The 19,171-nt window shown below is 72.1% G+C and carries 17 protein-coding genes; 10 read left to right on the top strand and 7 right to left on the bottom strand.

Annotated elements, in window-relative coordinates:
* Window positions 1–19 precede the first annotated feature (19 nt).
* Window positions 20–475: an Rv2175c family DNA-binding protein gene (locus AC4H2G_RS06720; RefSeq protein WP_494364994.1), complete on the bottom strand. Its 456-nt coding sequence runs from the start codon at window positions 473–475 to the stop codon at window positions 20–22.
* A gap of 89 nt (window positions 476–564) precedes the next feature.
* Here AC4H2G_RS06720 and pknB point away from each other — a divergent pair, with 89 nt between their 5' ends.
* Window positions 565–2,616 carry a Stk1 family PASTA domain-containing Ser/Thr kinase gene (gene pknB, locus AC4H2G_RS06725; protein ID WP_494364995.1) on the top strand — a complete coding sequence of 684 codons (2,052 nt, stop codon included), beginning with the start codon at window positions 565–567 and terminating at the stop codon, window positions 2,614–2,616.
* 16 nt (window positions 2,617–2,632) lie between these two features.
* On the opposite strand, the gene AC4H2G_RS06730 is transcribed toward pknB, so the two are convergent.
* The 3 genes from AC4H2G_RS06730 to AC4H2G_RS06740 all read right to left on the bottom strand — a co-directional run bounded on the left by AC4H2G_RS06730 (window position 2,633) and on the right by AC4H2G_RS06740 (window position 6,164).
* Entirely contained in the window at window positions 2,633–3,982 is a 1,350-nt protein-coding gene (locus AC4H2G_RS06730) for a class II 3-deoxy-7-phosphoheptulonate synthase (RefSeq protein ID WP_494364996.1), read from the bottom strand.
* Window positions 3,983–3,998: 16 nt separating this feature from the next.
* A complete protein-coding gene (locus AC4H2G_RS06735) occupies window positions 3,999–5,225 on the bottom strand; it encodes a pyrophosphate--fructose-6-phosphate 1-phosphotransferase (RefSeq protein ID WP_494364997.1) in 1,227 nt (408 codons plus the stop codon).
* A gap of 153 nt (window positions 5,226–5,378) precedes the next feature.
* A complete protein-coding gene (locus tag AC4H2G_RS06740; protein WP_494364998.1) occupies window positions 5,379–6,164 on the bottom strand; it encodes a lysophospholipid acyltransferase family protein in 786 nt (261 codons plus the stop codon).
* A 57-nt stretch (window positions 6,165–6,221) separates the two neighbouring features.
* Between AC4H2G_RS06740 and AC4H2G_RS06745 the strand changes: the two genes are divergently transcribed.
* Window positions 6,222–6,836, top strand: a complete 615-nt coding sequence (locus tag AC4H2G_RS06745) for a hypothetical protein (RefSeq protein WP_494364999.1) — start codon at window positions 6,222–6,224, stop codon at window positions 6,834–6,836.
* 48 nt (window positions 6,837–6,884) lie between these two features.
* Here the strand turns inward: AC4H2G_RS06745 and AC4H2G_RS06750 are convergent, their stop codons facing one another.
* Window positions 6,885–7,832: an ROK family glucokinase gene (locus AC4H2G_RS06750; RefSeq protein ID WP_494365000.1), complete on the bottom strand. Its 948-nt coding sequence runs from the start codon at window positions 7,830–7,832 to the stop codon at window positions 6,885–6,887.
* A 215-nt stretch (window positions 7,833–8,047) separates the two neighbouring features.
* Between AC4H2G_RS06750 and AC4H2G_RS06755 the strand changes: the two genes are divergently transcribed.
* From AC4H2G_RS06755 to AC4H2G_RS06765, 3 genes are all read left to right on the top strand, one after another.
* A complete protein-coding gene (locus AC4H2G_RS06755) occupies window positions 8,048–9,865 on the top strand; it encodes an AMP-dependent synthetase/ligase (RefSeq protein ID WP_494365001.1) in 1,818 nt (605 codons plus the stop codon).
* A gap of 98 nt (window positions 9,866–9,963) precedes the next feature.
* On the top strand, window positions 9,964–11,820 hold the full coding sequence (locus tag AC4H2G_RS06760) for a DEDD exonuclease domain-containing protein (RefSeq protein ID WP_494365002.1): 1,857 nt from the start codon (window positions 9,964–9,966) through the stop codon (window positions 11,818–11,820).
* A complete protein-coding gene (locus AC4H2G_RS06765; protein WP_494365003.1) occupies window positions 11,799–12,080 on the top strand; it encodes an Lrp/AsnC family transcriptional regulator in 282 nt (93 codons plus the stop codon). The genes AC4H2G_RS06760 and AC4H2G_RS06765 overlap by 22 nt, the downstream gene beginning before the upstream one ends.
* A 3-nt stretch (window positions 12,081–12,083) precedes the next feature.
* Here the strand turns inward: AC4H2G_RS06765 and trpD are convergent, their stop codons facing one another.
* Together trpD and AC4H2G_RS06775 are read right to left on the bottom strand one after the other, a co-directional pair.
* Window positions 12,084–13,178, bottom strand: a complete 1,095-nt coding sequence (gene trpD / locus AC4H2G_RS06770; RefSeq protein ID WP_494365004.1) for an anthranilate phosphoribosyltransferase — start codon at window positions 13,176–13,178, stop codon at window positions 12,084–12,086.
* Window positions 13,179–13,203: 25 nt separating this feature from the next.
* On the bottom strand, window positions 13,204–13,644 hold the full coding sequence (locus AC4H2G_RS06775) for a hypothetical protein (RefSeq protein ID WP_494365005.1): 441 nt from the start codon (window positions 13,642–13,644) through the stop codon (window positions 13,204–13,206).
* A 286-nt stretch (window positions 13,645–13,930) separates the two neighbouring features.
* Here AC4H2G_RS06775 and ctaE point away from each other — a divergent pair, with 286 nt between their 5' ends.
* The 5 genes from ctaE (at window position 13,931) to AC4H2G_RS06800 (ending at window position 19,055) form a co-directional block, all read left to right on the top strand.
* Window positions 13,931–14,581, top strand: a complete 651-nt coding sequence (gene ctaE, locus AC4H2G_RS06780) for an aa3-type cytochrome oxidase subunit III (RefSeq protein WP_494365006.1) — start codon at window positions 13,931–13,933, stop codon at window positions 14,579–14,581.
* Window positions 14,582–14,660: 79 nt separating this feature from the next.
* On the top strand, window positions 14,661–15,440 hold the full coding sequence (gene qcrC / locus AC4H2G_RS06785; protein WP_494365007.1) for a cytochrome bc1 complex diheme cytochrome c subunit: 780 nt from the start codon (window positions 14,661–14,663) through the stop codon (window positions 15,438–15,440).
* On the top strand, window positions 15,437–16,498 hold the full coding sequence (gene qcrA / locus AC4H2G_RS06790) for a cytochrome bc1 complex Rieske iron-sulfur subunit (protein ID WP_494365008.1): 1,062 nt from the start codon (window positions 15,437–15,439) through the stop codon (window positions 16,496–16,498). Before qcrC ends, qcrA begins: the two co-directional genes overlap by 4 nt.
* A complete protein-coding gene (qcrB, locus tag AC4H2G_RS06795; protein ID WP_494365009.1) occupies window positions 16,495–18,255 on the top strand; it encodes a cytochrome bc1 complex cytochrome b subunit in 1,761 nt (586 codons plus the stop codon). The genes qcrA and qcrB overlap by 4 nt, the downstream gene beginning before the upstream one ends.
* Before the next feature lie 176 nt (window positions 18,256–18,431).
* Window positions 18,432–19,055 carry a superoxide dismutase gene (locus tag AC4H2G_RS06800; RefSeq protein ID WP_494365010.1) on the top strand — a complete coding sequence of 208 codons (624 nt, stop codon included), beginning with the start codon at window positions 18,432–18,434 and terminating at the stop codon, window positions 19,053–19,055.
* Window positions 19,056–19,171 lie beyond the last annotated feature (116 nt).

The following is a 19,171-nucleotide window of genomic DNA, read 5'->3' on the forward strand; positions in this document are numbered from 1 at the left end:
TACGGGCGAGGGCGGGCGATCAGGCGAGCGACTGCGCGATGCGCCGCACGTGCGACTTGCGTCCCGCGGCGAGCGCGTCGATCGGCGACTCCCCCAGCTCCTTGTCGGGGCGGAACAGCCAGCCGATGATCTCGTCGTCGCGGAACCCGGCGTCGGTCAGGACGACGATCGTCCCCTGCAGGCTCGCGAGCACGCCGAGCCGGCCGTCGCCGGTGGGCTGCTTCGCGTTCGCCGGCTCGATGAGGTGCCGCGGCACGAGGAACCGTGCGGGCACCTGGAACGTCGTGCGCTCGCCGCGCCGCATCCCGACGACACGTCGCTCCTGGACGATGCTGCGCGCTCTGCCGACGTCCGTCCCGAGGGCCTCGGCGAAGTCGGGCATGGAGAGCCACTCCCCCACGAGGGCGTCGAGCTCGGCAGTGGGGTCGGTGGAGGGTTCGGTGGAGGGTTCGGCGGTCGCGTCGTGATCGGTCACGAGGCAAGCCTAGGCGCCTGCACAGGACACCCACGACCCGACCGCCCCGGCTCACCGGAACGAGACCGCTCGCCGCCTAGACTGCGTCCGTGGCCACCGTGACGACCGATCCCCTCGTAGGCCGCCTGGTCGACGGGCGCTACGAGGTCGTGTCGCGCATCGCCCGCGGCGGCATGGCCACGGTGTACCTGGCGGTGGACCGCCGCCTCGACCGCGACGTCGCGCTCAAGGTCATGCACCCGCACCTCGCCGAGGGAGCGACGGGCGCCGACTTCGTCTCGCGCTTCCGCCGGGAGGCACGCGCCGCCGCCCGGCTCACGCACCCGGGTCTCGTCGGGGTCTACGACCAGGGGCTCGACGGCGACACGAGCTACCTGACGATGGAGTACGTCGCGGGGACGAACCTGCGTCGCGTGATGCTCACGGAGGGAACCCTCACCCTGGGCCGCGCGCTGGACGTGCTGGGCGAGGTCCTGGACGCGCTCGCCGCCGCGCACCGCGCCGGCCTCGTGCACCGCGACATCAAGCCCGAGAACGTCCTGCTCGACGCGGACGGCCGTCTCAAGGTGACGGACTTCGGCCTCGCGCGCGCCGTCAACGAGGTCACGTCCACGACGACGGGCACGATCCTCGGGACGGTCGCCTACCTCTCCCCCGAGCTCATCGCGACCGGCGCGTGCGACGCCCGGACCGACGTGTACGCCGTCGGGATCCTCGCCTACGAGATGGTCCTCGGCTCCGTCCCCTACGTCGGTTCCACGCCCATCCAGGTCGCGTTCCAGCACGTGAACAACGACGTCCCGCCGCCGTCGGACACCGCACCCTGGCTTCCGCCCGAGCTGGACGACCTCCTGTGCGCGCTCGCCGCGCGCGACCCGGCGGACCGCCCCGCCGACGCCGGCGCGGCGCTCGCCCTCGTCCGTTCCGTCCGGTCGGCCCTCGACCCCGCAGACCTGGAGCGGCGCGTGGACCCGCCCGCCGCGTCCGACGGCGGGGTGCAGCCGACGGCGGCCCCCGCGACCGGTGCGGTGCCCCGCTGGGCCCCTGGCGAGGGCGACGACGCCGGCCCCGCCCCCACCGCGTCGCTCGCCGCGCTCAGCCTCCACGACCGCGAGGCCGCGGGCCTCACCGAACCGCTCGCCGTCGGGCACCTCATGGTCCCGACGACGCAGCCCGGCCCGCCGCACCCGCCCCGGGACGGCGGCCGGAGACGCGGGCGCGCCGCCCGCGCGCTCGTCTGGACGCTCGTCGTGCTCCTCGTGCTCGCCCTCGGCGGCGGCGGCGCGGCCTGGTGGTTCACGTCCGGGCCCGGCGCGTACACGACCGTCCCCGACGGCCTGACCGGCGTCTCGCAAGCAGAGGCGAGCGCCGTCCTCGACGACGCGGGCCTCGACGTGACGGTCGACGAGCGCTACGACGACACCGCGCCCGCGGGCGCGATCGTGTCGACCGACCCGGCGTCGGGCGACGCGGTGCGCAAGGACGGCAGCGTCCAGCTCGTGGTGTCCCAGGGCGTGCGGATGCTCACCGTGCCGACCGGTCTGGTCGGGTCGACGCAGGTCGAGGCCACGGCGGCCGTCGAGGGCGCCGACCTGACCCTCGGCGAGCCGGTGTCGCAGCACCACGACGAGGTCCCGGCCGGTCAGGTCATGGCCGTCACCGACCCCGACGGTGCGGCGATCGAGGAGGGCTCGACGATCCGGCACGACGTCCCCGTCGTCCTCACCGTCTCGGGAGGACCGGCGCCGGTCGTCGTGCCACAGGTCACCGGGTCCGAGAAGGACACCGCGGTGCGCACCCTGGAGGACGCCGGGCTCGTCGTCGACGTCACCGAGGAGTACTCGGAGTCGGTGGCCGCCGGACTCGTCGTGCGGCAGTCACCGGAGCAGGGCACCGACGCCGTCCGCACCGACACCGTCTCGGTCGTCGTCTCGCTCGGCCCGCCGCTCGTCGAGGTGCCGAACACCAACACGCGCAACGTCGCCGACGCGGAGAAGCTCCTGAAGGACGCCGGCTTCGAGGTCGAGATCCGCTACCCGCAGGGCATCCACCCGCTCAACATCGTCTACGCCCAGGACCCGCCGGGAGGCGACGGCAGGACGGCCCCGAAGGGCTCGACGATCGTCCTCAACGTCTTCTGAAGCGGGCGGCAGGCCGTCAGCGCCGCAGCATCTCCGCGACCTGGAACGCCATCTCGAGCGACTGCTGGTGGTTGAGCCGCGGGTCGACGAGCGTCTCGTACCGGAGGGCCAGCCCCGCGTCGTCGATCTCCTCCGACCCGCCGAGCACCTCGGTGACGTCGTCGCCCGTGAGCTCGACGTGCAGGCCGCCCGGGACGGTCCCCGCGGCACGGTGGACCTCGAAGAACCCGCGCACCTCGTCGAGCACGTCGTCGAACCGACGCGTCTTGTACCCGCTCGCGGACGTGATGGTGTTGCCGTGCATCGGGTCTGTCACCCACGTGACGGGGACCTCCTCGCGCGCGACCGCCTCGACGAGCGGAGGCAACGACTCCCGGATCCGGCCCGCGCCCATGCGCGAGATGAAGGTCAGGCGGCCGGGGACCCGGCCCGGGTTGAGGCGCTCGGCGAGCGCGAGCGCGTCGTCGGGCGACGTCGTCGGGCCGAGCTTGACCCCGATGGGGTTGGCGACGCGCGAGAGGAACTCGACGTGCGCGCCGTCGAGCTGGCGCGTGCGCTCGCCGATCCACAGGAAGTGTGCGGACGTGTCGTACGCGTCGCCCGTGCGCGCGTCGAACCGGGTGAGCGCGCGCTCGTAGTCGAGCACGAGAGCCTCGTGGCTGACGAAGAACTCGACCGTGCGCAGCGCGTCGAAGTCGGCACCGCACGCGTCCATGAAGCGGATCGCGCGGTCGATCTCCGACGCGGTCTGCTCGTACCGCGCGTACGCGGGGTTGCGCATGAAGCCGCGGTTCCACTCGTGGACCTGGCGCAGGTCGGCGAACCCGCCGGTGGTGAAGGCCCGCACGACGTTCCACGTCGCGCTCGAGATCTGGTACGCCTCGACGAGACGCTCGGGGTCGGGGACGCGCGAGGCGGCGGTGAACGCGTGGCCGTTGATCATGTCGCCGCGGTAGGCGGGCAGCGTGACGCCGTCGCGCGTCTCGTCGTCGGAGCTGCGCGGCTTGGCGTACTGCCCGGCCATGCGCCCCATCTTCACGACGGGCGTGCTCGCGCCGTGCGTGAGGATGACGGCCATCTGGAGGATGGTCCGGATCTTGTTGCGGATGCGGTCGGCGTTCGCCTCGGCGAACGTCTCGGCGCAGTCGCCGCCCTGCAGGAGGAACGCCTCGCCCCGGCCCGCCGCGGCGAGCCGGGAGCGCAGGGTGTCCGCGGCGGCGGGCACCACGAGCGGCGCGGAGGCCGACAGGCGCTCGCGCACGTCGGCGAGAGCCGCCTCGTCCGGCCACGTCGGCTGCTGGAGCGCGACGAGAGAACGGAAGTGGTCGAGGTCGGTGCCGACCTCCGGCTCGCTCGTGGTGGTCATCGCCGTGCCGCCGGCGTCAGTGCGCGGCCGGGGCGGCCGCGACGAGCGGCTGCCCGATGCCGTCGAGGAGCTCGCCGAACCACGCCTGCGTGACGTCGAACGCCTTGCCGCCCGCGATGCGCGGGAACTCGATCGCGCGCAGGCGGTCGCCCTGCTCCTCGTCGTGGCCGATGACGCCGGACTCGCCGCGCAGCGCGCACTCGACCGCGAGGTCGGTCATCGACTTGATGAGACGCAGGTCCTCGGCGTTCGCGGCCGCGGCGCGCGAGAAGTAGCCGGACTTCTGGACCATGACCTTCTCGGCGCCCAGCTTCTCGGCGAACTGCTTCGCGAACCACTGGCCCGGGTTGACGGTGTCGAGCTTGACGTGGCCGAACGGGTCGCGCTCGACGGTCTCGCCCGCCGCCTCGAGCTGCGCGACGATCTCGTGCATGCCCGCGCCCTCGGAGAGGAAGATGTTGACGTTGCCCTGGGAGTCCATGATCGTGCGGAGCCTCGCCGCCTCTGCCTCCAGGTCGAGGGCGAGCTCGGGCAGGAACACCGCGTGCACGTCCCAGCGCTCGCGCGTCAGCCCGAGGGCCGGGGCCCACTCCTGGGCGTCGAGCCACTTGCGGTACTCGGCCGCCGACGCCGCGGTGAGCCACCCGCAGTGGCGGCCCATGACCTCGTGCACGATGAGCATGCGTGGGCCCGAGCGGTGCTCCCCGATGACGTTCGCGGCGAAGCCCGCGGCCTCCTCGGCGGCGGTCCACGCTCCGAGCGACTGACGGATCGGGATCACGTCGTTGTCGATGGTCTTGGGCAGGCCCACGACGGTGAGCTCGTACCCGTTGTCGTGCAGGTAGGCCGCGAGGTCGGCGGCGGTCGTGTTGGTGTCGTCGCCGCCGATGGTGTGGAGCACGTCCACGCCGTCCGTCTTGAGCTGCTCGGCCGCGACCTGCAGCGGGTCCTGGCCCTCCTGGACGAGACCGCGCTTGACGCAGTCCTTCGCGTTCGTCAGCTTGACCCGCGAGTTGCCGATCGGCGAGCCGCCGAAGCGGTGCAGGAGGCCGGCCTGCTTGCGGCCCTCGTCGTCCACGACGATCTTCGTGCCCGTGAGCAGGCCGTGGTAGCCGTACTGGTACGCGATGATCTCGATCTCCGGGTCCAGCTCGGTGTACCGCTCGATGAGCCCGCCGACGGCGGAGGACAGGCACGGGGCGAAGCCGCCCGCGGTGAGGAGGGCGACGCGACGAACCGACATGTGAACTCAGAACCTCTCGTGGGACGGGATCCGTGGGACGGGATCTGCTGGCGCCCGGCCCTGCCGCCCGTCGGGCGTGCGCGGGCGACGGCGGAGGTGGGCGCCCTGAGGGCCGGCGACGGACCGCGGTGCTCGCGGTCCGGTCTGCCCGGCTCAGTCTACTGACGCGGGACCGGGCTCCGACGGCGGTTCCGGCACCTGGACGTCGGGGACCGGACGCCCGCCGGGGGCGCCGCCGCCGTGCTCGACCTCCTGGTGACCGGCCGCGATCCGGGCCTTGGCGGTCGCGGCGTAGATGTCGACGTACTCCTGACCCGAGAGCCGCATGATGGCGTACATGATCTCGTCGGCCACGGAGCGCAGGATGAAGCGGTCGTTCTCCATGCCGCGGTAGCGCGAGAAGTCGAGCGGCTCGCCGACCACGATGCCGATGCGCATGGGCTTCGGGATGACCTTGCCGATGGGCTGGGCGATGTTCGTCCCGATCATCGCGACGGGTATCACGGGCGCACCGGACTCGAGCGCGAGGCGCGCGACACCGGTCTTGCCGCGGTACAGCCTGCCGTCCGGGCTGCGCGTGCCCTCCGGGTAGATGCCGAAGAGGTCGCCGTCGCGCAGGACGCGCAGGCCGGTGTTCAGCGCGGCCTCGCTCGCCTTGCCCCCGGCGCGGTCGACCGGGATGGTGCCGACGCCGCGCATGAAGCCCGCCGTCAGCCGGCCCTTGACCCCGGTCCCGGTGAAGTAGTCGGACTTCCCGAGGAACTGCACCTTGCGACCCAGGACCAGCGGGAGGATGAACGAGTCGATGACGGCGAGGTGGTTGCTCGCGAGGATCGCGCCGCCGGAGTCCGGCACGTTCTCCACGCCCCGCGTCCAGGGACGGTAGAGCACCCGCAGCAGCGGCCCGACCATCACCTGCTTCATGAACCAGTAGAACAACGTTCCTCCTCGCGGGGTCCCGGCGCGGGACGTGCATCCGACTCTAGAGTGATAGTCATGGCCGCACCGAATGCCCAGCCGGACGATACCGAGCCCGACGACGTCGAGCCCGGTCGAGACGAGAACGGCCCCGGGGACGTCGACCCCGACGAGAACCGCGACGAGAACCCCGACGAGAAGCTCGACGTCGACGCGCGCTGGGCGGGCATCGTCGCCGAGCTCGGCGACCTGACCGACCTCGACCCCGGCTCCGTGCGCCCCGCCCCGGGCGACGGCGGGGCACCCGGCCGCGGGACGGCGTCGGGCACCGGTGGGGCGGCGCGCGGGCGCGACGTGATCGGGTCCGTGCCGGTCGCCCCCTGGGTCCAGCCCCGGGGGCCGCGTGACTGGCCCGCGACGCCCGAGGTGGAGGCGCTCGAGGAGGCCGAGAGCCACTTCGTGCCCCCGGACCCGCCGCTCGTGCTCGGTCGCGACCCGCTGCTGACGATGGCGTGGTCGCTCGTCGTCGGCGTGCCCCTGGTCCTGCTCGTGCTGCTCGCGGTCGCGCGGCCGTTTCCGGTCGTCGTGGCGCAGGTCGGCGGGCTCGCGTTCCTCGCGGCCCTCGCCGTGCTCCTGTGGCGCATGCCGCACCGGCGCGACGACGACGACGCGGGGCCGGGCGCCGTCGTGTGACCTCGCCGCGGGCGGGGCGGTCGCCGGACCACCCCGCCTGCGGACGCGTCAGCGGCGCGCGAGATCGGCCGCGCCGACGATGCCGGCCTCGTTGCCGTGCTCGGCGAGCTCGATCTTCGCCTCGGGCCGGTGACCGCGCGCGGAGAGCTGGTCGGCGAACGCGCGGCGGACCGGCTGCAGGAGCAGGTCCCCCGCGGCGCCGACGCCGCCGCCGATGACGATGAGCTCCGGGTCGAGCAGCGCGGTCACGGACGCCGCGCCCTCGCCGATCCAGCGGCCCAGGTTCGCGAGGAGCTCGACGGCGAGGTCGTCGCCCTCCTGCGCGGCCTGCGTGATCTGGGGGCCCGTGAGCTTGTCGGCGTCGCCGCCGCACAGCTCGAGGAGGCGGCGCGCGCGGTCGGGCTGCGCGATGAGCGCGCCCTGGCCGTCGCGCACGAGCGCCGTGCCGGAGGCGTACTGCTCCCAGCAGCCCTCGTGCCCGCACCCGCAGTAGTGCCCACCGGGGACGACGCGCATGTGGCCCACCTCGGCGGCGACGCCCCACTTGCCGCGCACGAGCTGACGGTCGACGACGATCGCGCCGCCCAGCCCCGTGCCGACGGTCAGCATGAGCATGTCGCTCGCGTCGCGCGCCACCCCGAACTGGAACTCGGCCCAGCCGGCGGCGTTCGCGTCGTTCTCGACGACGATGCGCACGTCGTCGGCCCCGATCAGGTCGCGCACGTTGCGCGCCAGGGGGTACTCGCGCCAGGCGATGTTGGGCGCGAAGAGCACCGAGGTGCGGTCGGGGCTGACGAACCCGGCGGCGGCGAGCCCGACCGCACCGACCTCGTGGTCGGCGGACAGCTCGGCGTACACCTCGGCGATCGCGCGATCGATGCTCGCGACGTCGTCGGGCTCGGTGTCGCGACGCGTCTGGGCGAGGATCTCACCCGTCTCGTCGACGACGCCGGCCGCGATCTTCGTCCCGCCGATGTCCACACCGATGGCGTGCATGTCCCGTCCTTACCCGCTAGATGTCGCTGACCGAGCCGATGCCGGGCGCCCGCGGCCGGGCACGCGAGGGCGCGTCGGGCCGGAACTCCACGCACGCGCGAAACGTTGCGCAAGCAGCGCACAGCGACTGAAGCCTACCGACATCCGATGGTCCCCGGCACGCACCGCCACTGGGTAGGGTTCTCCCACCGTCGACTACTGCCACTGGAGCCAGCATGGACGAGATCAGCGCCCCACGGATCGTCGAAGTCGATCCGTCGAAGAACCTCAACGACCTTCTCGCGAGCCGCGTCGCGGCCGACCCGTCCGCACCCATGGTGGAGCGCCCGACGGGGCCGGGCGGGGCGTGGGAGGCGCTCAGCGCGCGGGAGTTCGACGCCGAGGTCGTCGCCGTCGCGAAGGGGTTCGTGGCGCGCGGCGTCCAGCCCGGCGACCACGTCGGCATCATGTCGCGGACGCGGTACGAGTGGACGCTCCTCGACTGGGCGTCGTGGGCCGCGGGCGCCGTCCCCGTGCCGTTGTACGAGACGTCGAGCGCGGAGCAGGTGCAGTGGATCCTGTCCGACGCCGACGTGCGGCTCCTCGTCGTGGAGACCGAGGCCCACGCCGCGACCGTCGAGGAGGTCCGGCAGAGCACCCCGTCGCTCACCGACGTCCTCGCGATCGACAGCGGGGCGATCGCGACCCTCGTCGCGGAGGGCGCCGGCGTCGACGACGCGGAGATCGTGCGACGGCGTGGCCTCGCCGACCTCGCCGACGTCGCCACCATCATCTACACGTCCGGGACGACGGGCCGCCCCAAGGGCGCGGAGCTGACGCACGAGAACTTCTACTCGCTCACGGTCAACGCGGTCGAGGCCGTGCCCGAGGTCTTCAAGCAGCCCGGCGCGCGCACCCTGCTGTTCATGCCGCTCGCGCACGTGTTCGCGCGCTTCATCGGCGTGCTGGTCGTGGCGGGCGGGACGGTGCTCGGCCACACCCCGGACACGAAGACGCTGCTCGCCGACCTCGGCACGTTCAAGCCGACCTACATCCTCTCGGTGCCGCGCGTCTTCGAGAAGGTCTACAACTCCTCGGAGCAGAAGGCGGCCGCGGGCGGCAAGCTGAAGATCTTCCACTGGGCCGCGGCCACGGCGATCGCGTACTCGCGCGCGCTCGACGACCCGAAGGGGCCGGGGATCGGGCTGAAGGTCCAGCACAAGGTCGCCGACGCCCTCGTGTTCAAGAAGCTGCGCCACGCGCTCGGCGGACAGGCGAAGTACGCCGTCTCCGGCGGCGCGCCGCTCGGGGAGCGGCTCGGGCACTTCTACCGCGGCATCGGGATCCGCATCCTCGAGGGCTACGGCCTCACGGAGACGACGGCGCCCACCGCGGTCAACCGTCCGTCGGCGACCCGGATCGGGACGGTCGGCACCCAGCTCCCCGGGTGCGCCGCGCGCATCGCCGAGGACGGCGAGATCCTGCTCAAGGGCCACCACGTGTTCCGCGGCTACCACGGCAACGAGCAGGCGACGCAGGAGTCGTTCGTCGACGGCTGGTTCCGCACCGGCGACCTCGGCTCGCTCGACGACGACGGCTTCCTGCGGATCACCGGCCGCAAGAAGGAGATCATCGTCACCGCGGGCGGCAAGAACGTGGCGCCCGCGATGCTCGAGGACCGGATCCGGGCCCACGCGCTCGTGTCGCAGTGCGTCGTGGTCGGCGACCAGAAGCCGTTCATCGGGGCGCTCGTCACGCTCGACCCGGAGGGCCTGCCCGGCTGGGCCGCCATGCACGGCAAGGGCGAGCTGACCGTCGAGGAGGCGGCGAAGGACGCGGACGTCCTGGCAGCGCTCGACGCCGCCGTGACGCGCGCGAACCAGGCCGTCTCCCGGGCGGAGTCCATCCGCAAGTTCACCGTCCTGACCACCGACTTCACGGTCGAGAACGGGTACCTCACGCCGTCGCTCAAGGTGAAGCGGTCCGAGGTGCTCAAGGCCTTCGCCGCGGACGTCGACGCGCTCTACGCCGACGGCGCGGCACCCGTGCGCTGACGGGGACCGACCTCTGACGACGGCCCTCCCGGCACGATCCGGGAGGGCCGTCGCCGCCTGCGGCGTCGTTGTCGGAGGGCCTCGCTAGCCTTCCCGCCATGTCGCCGAGCCCGTTGCTGTCGCCTCCCCGGACCGGGTCGGTGGTGTCAGCGGCGACGGCGACGGCCGGCGCGGCGGTCCAGGCGTCGTTCGAGGACCTGGGGACGCCGCTGAGCGACGTGACGTTCGTCGTCGTCGACCTCGAGACGACGGGCGGGTCGCCCGCCGCCGAGGGGATCACGGAGATCGGGGCCGTCAAGGTCCGCGGCGGCGAGGTGCTGGGCGAGTTCCAGACGCTCGTCGACCCGGGACGGCCGGTCCCGGCCTTCGTGGCGCGGCTGACGGGGATCACGTCGGCGATGGTGGCCACCGCGCCGCGGATCGAGGCGGTCCTGCCGAGCTTCCTCGAGTTCGCGCGCGACGCGGTCCTCGTGGCCCACAACGCGCCGTTCGACGTGTCGTTCCTCAAGGCGGCGTGCGCCGCGGCCGGGTACGAGTGGCCGGGCAACCAGGTGCTGGACACCGTGCCGCTCGCGCGACGCGTCGTCACGCGGGACGAGGCGCCGAACCACAAGCTCTCGACCCTCGCGGCGCTCTTCCGCGCGACCGTCACGCCCGAGCACCGCGCGCTCGCCGACGCGCGCGCGACGGTCGACGTGCTGCACGCCCTGCTCGGCCGTCTGGGTCCGCTCGGCGTGACGCACCTCGAGGACCTCGCCACCGCGACCGACCCCGTGCCGCAGGACGTCCGGCGCAAGCGCCACCTCGCGGACGGTCTGCCGGACGCGCCCGGCGTGTACCTCTTCCGCGGACCGGGCGACGAGGTGCTGTACGTCGGGACGTCGACCTCCATCCGCCGCCGCGTGCGCTCGTACTTCACCCGGTCCGAGAAGCGCGGGCGCATCACCGAGATGGTCCGCATCGCGCACGCCGTGACCCCGGTCGTGTGCGCGACGCCGCTCGAGGCCCAGGTGCGCGAGCTGCGCCTCATCGCCGAGCACTCGCCGCGGTACAACCGGCGCTCGCGCCACCCCGAGCGCATGGCGTGGGTGCGGCTGACCCACGAGGCCTACCCGAGACTGTCGGTCGTGCGCGACGTGCGGGCGCCCGCCGCGCACATCGGCCCCTTCTCGTCGGGCAAGCAGGCGCAGACCGCGGTCGACGCGCTCCACGACGCGTTCCGGATCCGCCAGTGCACGCGGCGACTGCCCGTCGTCGCGAGCACCGGCGCGAGCGCGTGCGTGCTCGCCGAGATGGGTCGCTGCTCGGCGCCCTGCACCGCGACGACGCCGGACGCGGGCTACGCCGCGGTCGTCGAGGCCGTCCGGGGGGCGCTCGAAGGGGACCCGTCGCGGGTCGTCGCCGAGCTCGGCCGGCGCATCGCGGCGCTCGCCCACGACGAGCGGTACGAGCAGGCGGGAGAGGTCACGCACCGGCTCCGGGCGTTCCTCGTCGGCGCGGGGAGGGCGCAACGGCTCGCCCCGCTGTCCGCGTGCGAGGAGCTCGTCGCCGCACGCGAGACGGACGCCGGGGGGTGGGAGGTCGTCGTCGTCCGGCACGCGCGCCTCGCCGCGACGGGCGTGAGCCCTCCGGGCGAGGACCCGTGGCCGCTCGTGCGGGCGCTCGTCGCGACGGCGGAGACCGTCGCGGCGCCCGTGCCGCCCGCCCCGGCGTGCCACCCGCACGAGGCCGAGATCGTGCTCTCGTGGCTCGAGCAGCCCGGGGTGCGCCTCGTCGACGTGGCAGGCACATGGGCCTCCCCGGTCCGTTCCGCAAGGTCCCACGCCGACCCGGCGGTCACGGCCCGCGAGGTGGCCCGGCACGGCGTGCCCGCAGACGCCGCAGGCCCGGCCGTAGAGTGGGCGCACGACGACGACCCGTCCCCGGAGGAACCATGCTCACCGCCATCGTCCTGATCGACACCGACCCCGCGCGCATCCCGGAGGTCGCCTCGGAGGTCGCCGACCTCAAGGGCGTCAGCGAGGTCTACTCGGTCACCGGCAAGGCGGACCTCGTCGCGATGGTCCGCGTGCACGAGCACGACCAGCTCGCGGACGTGATCGCCGACCGCATCAGCAAGGTCGCGGGCGTCGTCCGCACCGAGACCTTCATCGCGTTCCGCGCGTACTCGAACGTCGACCTCGAGCAGGCCTTCGCCCTGGGGCTCGACGACTGACGGTCAGTCCCGGGCGGCCGCCTCGGCCCAGCGCGCGAGCACCCCGCGGGCAGCGCCCGAGTCGACGCTCGCGGCGGCGAGGTCGTAGGCCGCCCGCAGCCTCTCCACGAGCGACCCCTCCGTCGTACCCGGGAGGGTCGCGTCCGCGACGAGCGCTGCCGCCGCGTTGAGGAGCACCGTCTCGCGCACGGGACCGGGCTCACCGTCCAGGAACCGGCGCGCGACCTTCGCGTTGTGCGCGGCGTCCCCGCCTCGCAGGTCGGCGACGGTGATCGGCGCGAGACCGAGGTCGCCGGCCGGGTCGAGCCGGTGCTCGACGACGACGCCGTCACGCACCTCCCAGACCGTCGCCGTCCCGGTCGCGGCGAGCTCGTCCAGGCCGTCGTCGCCCCGGAAGACGAGCGCCGACGTCCCGCGTGCCGCGAGCACGCCGGCGATGAGCGGCGCCATGCGCCGGTCGGCGACGCCGATCGCCGCGGCGGGCGGCTGCGCGGGGTTGGTCAACGGGCCGAGCACGTTGAACGCCGTGGGGATGCCCAGCTCCTTGCGGGCGACACCGGCGTGACGCATGGAGGGGTGGAAGACCATCGCGAAGCAGAACGTGATGCCGGCCTCGTCCGCGATCTGCGCGACGCGCTCCGGACCGTGGTCGAGCCGGATCCCGAGGGCCTCGAGCACGTCCGCCGCACCCGACGAGGACGTCGCGGCCCGGTTGCCGTGCTTGACCACGCGCGGTCCGGCGCCGGCCACGACGAGGGAGGCCATCGTCGACACGTTGACGGTGTGCGCCTGGTCCCCGCCCGTGCCGACGATGTCCACCGAGGGTCCCTCGACGGTGAACCTGCTGGCGTGCTCGAGCATCGCGTCGGCGAGCCCGGTCAGCTCGGCGACCGTCTCGCCCTTGGCCCGCAGCGCCACGAGGAAGCTCGCGAGGCGCACCGGGGACACCTCTCCGGACATCACCTGGTCCATCGCCCACGACGCGTCGTCGACCGCCAGGTCCCGTCCCGCGACCAGCTCGGCGAGCAGTCCGGGCCAGGACCGCGTCGCTCCCGTCGGACCCGGTGTCGTGCTGGCGGGATGGGAGGTGGCGGTCACGAGGTCCTGCCCTTCGGCTGGTCGGTCACGGGGTGCCGGCGGCACCCAGCAGGTCGGCGACGGCGCGCTGGAGCTCCACCGCGTCGAACGGGCGCGGCACCGCGTCATCGGCGAGCGACCACGATGCTAGCCAACCGTCCTGCGGCCTGCCGGTGAGGACCAGGACCGGTGGGCAGCGGTAGATCTCGTTCTTCAGCTGGCGGCACAGCCCCATCCCGCCGGCCTTGTCGGCCTCCCCGTCGAGGACGATCAGGTCCCACCCCCCGGCGTCGGCCGCGCCGACGACCGCGGTCGCGGTGGCGACCTCGTGCCACGCGATGTCGGGGCTCCCGGCCCGGAGCCGCCGCCCGACGGCGAGGCGCACCTGCTCGCGCACGCTCACGTCGTCGCTGTACAGCAGGATGCGCGGCGCACGCGCCTGGGGCGCCGCGGCGTCCCCGTGCGTGGTCGTCACGGTCGTCGTCATCGTCGTCACCGTCACCTTCGTCCTCGGCGGTCGGAGCAGGCGGGCGATGGAGCCCGGCTCACGCTGGCATCTTGGCACGTCCGGCGGGCTCGCAGCACCCCCGGAGGGTCCTCCCCGAGGAGTCCTCTGCCCGACGGGCCAATCGACCGGGCGCTGCGATTTCATGGCACTTGACGATGATCCGTCACCAAGTGCAGGTCCGCGTGGGAAGATCTGGAGACTTTGTGAGATTCACCGCCTCGGGGTGGCACGCCCGGTGCCGCGAACCACCCTGACGTCGGCCATAATGGCTGGTGTGTCGACCGCAACGGCTGCCCCCCACGCCCATCAGCACGTGAGCGTCAACCGACCGAACCCCGTCTCGGTCGGGACGATCGTGTGGCTGGCCAGCGAGCTCATGTTCTTCGCCGGCCTCTTCGCCATGTACTTCACCGTCCGCTCGGTGATGCCCGCCGAGGAGTGGTCCGCCCAGGCGGACAATCTGAACCTCACCTTCGCGGCGATCAACACGACCGTCCTGGTGCTGTCGTCGGTGACGTGCCAGATGGGCGTGTGGGCTGCGGAGCGGTTCCAGCCCGTGCGCACCGGCTCGATCTGGCAGGTCAACCGCTGGGGCATGAACGAGTGGATCACGCTGACGTTCCTCATGGGCGCCTTCTTCATCGGCGGCCAGGTGTTCGAGTACGCGGAGCTCGTGGAGCACGGTGTCTCGATCTCCTCCACGCCGTACGGCTCGGTCTTCTACCTCACCACGGGCTTCCACGGCCTGCACGTGGTCGGCGGACTCCTCGCCTTCCTCTTCCTTCTGGGCCGCTCGTTCTCGGCCAAGAACTTCGGGCACCACGAGGCCACGACGGGCATCGTGACGTCCTACTACTGGCACTTCGTCGACGTCGTGTGGATCGCGCTGTTCTTCGTGATCTACATCCTGCGCTGACGGGGTCGGGGCCGCCCCGGCCCTCTCCCTCAGCATCTCCCGCCCCCTGCTCCCCCACCTGCGAGACGAGGATCATTTCGTGAAGGCACTCGCTGCCCGCAGACACCACCGCTTCGCGCCGGTCGTGCTGCTGCTGCTGGCGCTGCTGGTCACCGGTGGCGTCTACGCCACCCTTGCACCGACCCCGGCGAACGCCGAGACCGCCAGCACCGAGGACATCGAGACCGGCCAGAAGCTGTTCCAGGCCAACTGCGCCACGTGCCACGGCCCGAACGCCGAGGGCACGGACTCCGCCCCGTCGCTCGTCGGCGTGGGCGCGGCGTCGGTCGACTTCCAGGTGTCCACCGGCCGCATGCCCATGCAGATGGACGGCCCGCAGGCGCTCGAGAAGCCCCGCCAGTTCGACGAGGAGCAGACGGCGCAGCTCGCCGCCTACGTCGCGTCGCTCGGTGCGGGTCCCGCGATCCCGACGGACGAGCAGGTCGACGCCGAGCTCGGCAACGTCGCCAACGGCGCCGCGATCTTCCGCACCAACTGCGCCATGTGCCACAACGCGGTCGGCGCCGGTGGCGCCCTGTCCGAGGGCAAGTTCGCGCCGCCGCTGTGGGACACCTCTGAGCGCAACATCTACCAGGCGATGCTCACCGGCCCGCAGTCCATGCCCGTGTTCAACGACGCGACCGTGACCCCCGAGGAGAAGCGGGACGTCATCGCGTTCCTCGTCGACCAGCGCGAGGGCTCGGCCGGCGGCCTCAGCCTCGGCTCCCTCGGCCCCGTCAGCGAGGGCCTGTGGGCGTGGATCGTCGGTATGGGCCTCCTCATCGGGGCCGCAGTGTGGATCGGAGCCAAGTCCTCGTGAGCGACTACCAGAACCCGCGCTCGCCCGAGTCCTCGCACCGCGAGGTCGGGCACCGCGAGGAGCACGGCACCCTCGAGAGGTTCCCGGACCCGGGGCTGCCGGAGCACAAGAGCCGTCAGGCCGACCGCGACCCGCGGGCCGCGAAGCGCGCCGAGCGCCAGACCGCGACCCTGTTCGGCATCTCCGTGATCGGCACCATCGCCTCGATGGTCGTCTACTTCGCGCTGCCGCCGGACGGCACCACGGCCGGGGTCCGTCTCTCGACCCTCTCGCTCGGCGTGGCGATCGCGTTCGCGCTGCTCGGCATCGGCCTCGGCGCCGTGCACTGGGCCAAGACCCTGATGTCCGACCACGAGAAGGTCGACGAGCGCCACGCGATCGCGAGCGACGACGAGACCCGTGCCGGCGCGATCGCGGAGCTCGAGGCCGGCGTGAAGGACTCGGGGATCGCCCGTCGCGGGGTCCTCAAGGGCGCCGTGATCTCCGCCCTCGCTCTCTTCCCGCTGACCATCGCCGTCCCGCTCGTGAGCAGCGTCGGCGGCGACTGGAACGTCTCCAAGTTCAAGCACACGATGTGGAAGCCCGGGACGCGGCTCGCGATCGACCCGTCCGGTCGCCCCATCAAGGCGGCGGACGTGACGATCGGTTCGGTCGTGCACATCATCCCCGAGGCCTCCCAGGAGGAGATGCAGTCCCACGAGTGGATCACGGAGAAGGCCAAGGCCGTCGTCCTCCTGGTCCGTCTCGACCCGCGCGACCTCCACGCCGACCAGTCGCCCGAGGGCGAGACCTGGTCGTACGACGGCATCGTCGCGTTCTCCAAGATCTGCACGCACGTCGGCTGCCCCGTAGCGCTCTACGAGCAGCAGACGCACCACCTGCTGTGCCCGTGCCACCAGTCGACGTTCGACGTGGCCGACGGCGCGAAGGTGGTCTTCGGCCCCGCGAAGAGGCCCCTGCCGCAGCTGCCGATCTCCGTTGATGACGAGGGCTACCTGGTCGCTCAGAGCGACTTCCACGAGCCCATCGGCCCGAGCTTCTGGGAGCGTCTGAAGTGACCACCAGCACCGGAGCCGCCTCCTCGAAGGCGGCCGCACCGAAGGCAGCCGCGCCGACCACCCCTGCGGGCAAGGCCGCCGACTACCTCGACCAGCGCACGAGCATCGGCTCGGCCGTCAAGGAGTTCGCGCGCAAGGTCTTCCCCGACCACTGGTCGTTCCTCCTGGGCGAGATCGCGCTGTACTCGTTCATCGTGCTCATCATCACGGGCATCTTCCTGACGATGTTCTTCGTGCCGAGCATGTCGCTCGTGACGTACCACGGTGAGCCCGCGTCCATGGACGGCGTGCTCATGTCCGACGCGTTCGCGTCGACGCTGCACATGTCGTTCGAGGTCCGCGGCGGTCTGCTCATGCGGCAGATCCACCACTGGGCAGCGCTCGTCTTCATGGCCGCGATCGTCACGCACATGATGCGCGTCTTCTTCACCGGGGCCTTCCGCAAGCCGCGCGAGGTCAACTGGATCGTCGGCATGCTCCTCATGATCATGGGGCTCGCCGCCGGGTTCTCCGGCTACTCGCTGCCTGACGACGTCCTGTCGGGGAACGGCCTGCGCATCACCGACGGCGTCGTCAAGGCGATCCCGCTCATCGGCTCGTACCTGTCGTACTTCATCTTCGGCGGCGAGTTCCCTGGCGAGCACATCATCCCGAGGCTGTTCACGGTGCACATCCTGCTCGTGCCCGGCCTGATCCTGGCGCTCGTCGCGCTGCACCTCTTCTTCATCGTGCTGCACAAGCACACGCAGTACCCGGGCGGTGGCCGCACCGACAAGAACGTGGTCGGCTTCCCGCTGTTCCCGGTGTACGTGGCCAAGGCCGGCGGCTTCTTCTTCGTGGTGTTCGGCGTCCTCGCCCTCATGGGCGGCACGATGGCGATCAACAACGTCTGGAACTACGGCCCGTTCGACCCGTCACCCGTCTCGGCGGGTGCCCAACCGGACTGGTACATGCTGTTCCTCGAGGGATCGCTGCGCCTGATGCCCGGCGGGGCGGAGTTCGTCACGTGGGGTGACTTCACGGTCCCCCTCAACGTCCTCATCCCTGCCGTGGTGGTCCCGGGCCTGCTGTTCACGTTCCTGTTCGTCTACCCGTTCCTCGAGGCGGCAGTGACGAAGGACAAGCGCGAGCACCACGTCCTCGACCGTCCGCGCAACGTCCCCGTCCGCACCGGGCTGGGCGTCGCGTTCCTCACGGCGTTCATCATCCTGGCTCTCGCCGGGTCGAACGACCTCATCGCGACGCACTTCCACATGTCGATCAACACGATCACCTGGGTGTTCCGCATCCTGTTCTTCGTCGGCCCGTGGTTCGCGTACTGGATCACGAAGCGCATCTGCCTGGGTCTGCAGCGCAAGGACCGCGAGCTCGTGCTCCACGGGCACGAGACCGGACGCATCGTCCGGTTCGCGCACGGCGAGTACATCGAGGTCCACCGCCCGCTGGACGAGCAGGAGCGCTGGCTGCGCGTCAACTACCCGGCGCACGCCCCGCTCGAGATCGAGCCGGCCACCGACTCGCGCGGTGTGCGACGCAAGGGCTACAAGAGCGACAAGCGCATGCAGCGCCTCTCGCGGTTCTTCTACGAGGACCGTGTCGAGCCGGTGACGCCCGCCGAGCTCGCGGCTGCCCACTCGCACGGGGAGCACGACGCGCTCGAGGGCGCCTCCCACGCCGAGCTCGAGTCGGGTGCCGCCGTCGGTGGCGGGCGCGACCTGGTCGAACCCGAAGGCGGTGCTGACGAGCGTCGACCCTGACGTTCCTGCACAGTAGGACGATGACCCGCGACACAGCTTCTCGGACTTCCGAGGACTGGTCGCGGGTCATCGGCGTCTCCGGGGGACGGTGACCGGTTCACCGCTCCCGTTCACCCGTCGACCAGCCGCCGTGCCGGCACCAGGCCTGCGGTGGCCCGAACCAGGAGGAATTCCGGATGCCTGTCTACACGCTGCCCGAGCTGTCCTACGACTACGGTGCGCTGGAGCCGCACATCTCCGGGCGCATCATGGAGCTGCACCACTCCAAGCACCATCAGGCCTACGTCACCGGCGCCAACACCGCCCTCGAGAAGCTCGCCGAGGCCCGCGAGACCGGCGACTTCTCCGCGATCAACCTCCACGAGAAGAACCTCGCGTTCAACCTCGGCGGCCACGTCAACCACTCCGCCTTCTGGACCAACCTCTCCCCCGAGGGCGGCGGCGAGCCCACCGGCGAGATCGGCGCCGCGATCGACGAGAACTTCGGCTCGTTCGACGCCTTCAAGAAGCAGTTCGCCGCCGTCGCCGCGGGCGTCCAGGGCTCCGGCTGGGCCATCCTCGCCTGGGACTCCATCGGCTCCAAGCTCATCACCGTCCAGCTCTACGACCAGCAGGGCAACATCGCCCTCGGCCTGACCCCCATCGTCCTGCTCGACGTCTGGGAGCACGCCTACTACCTCGACTACCAGAACGTGCGCGCCGACTACGTCACCGCCTGGTGGAACCTCGTCAACTGGTCCGACGCCGAGGCCCGCCTCCAGCGCGCCAAGACCCAGACCGCCGGACTCATCGTCGCCTGAGAACAGAGCCTGACACCGCCTGACACGACAGACACCCGGCCGAACCCGGGGTTACACGTCACCCAGCAGCTCCGGTGACCCGTAACCCCGGGTTCGGCACGTCACCGCGCTCACGT

The sequence above is a fragment of the Cellulosimicrobium sp. BMG9.23 genome (assembly GCF_059159985.1).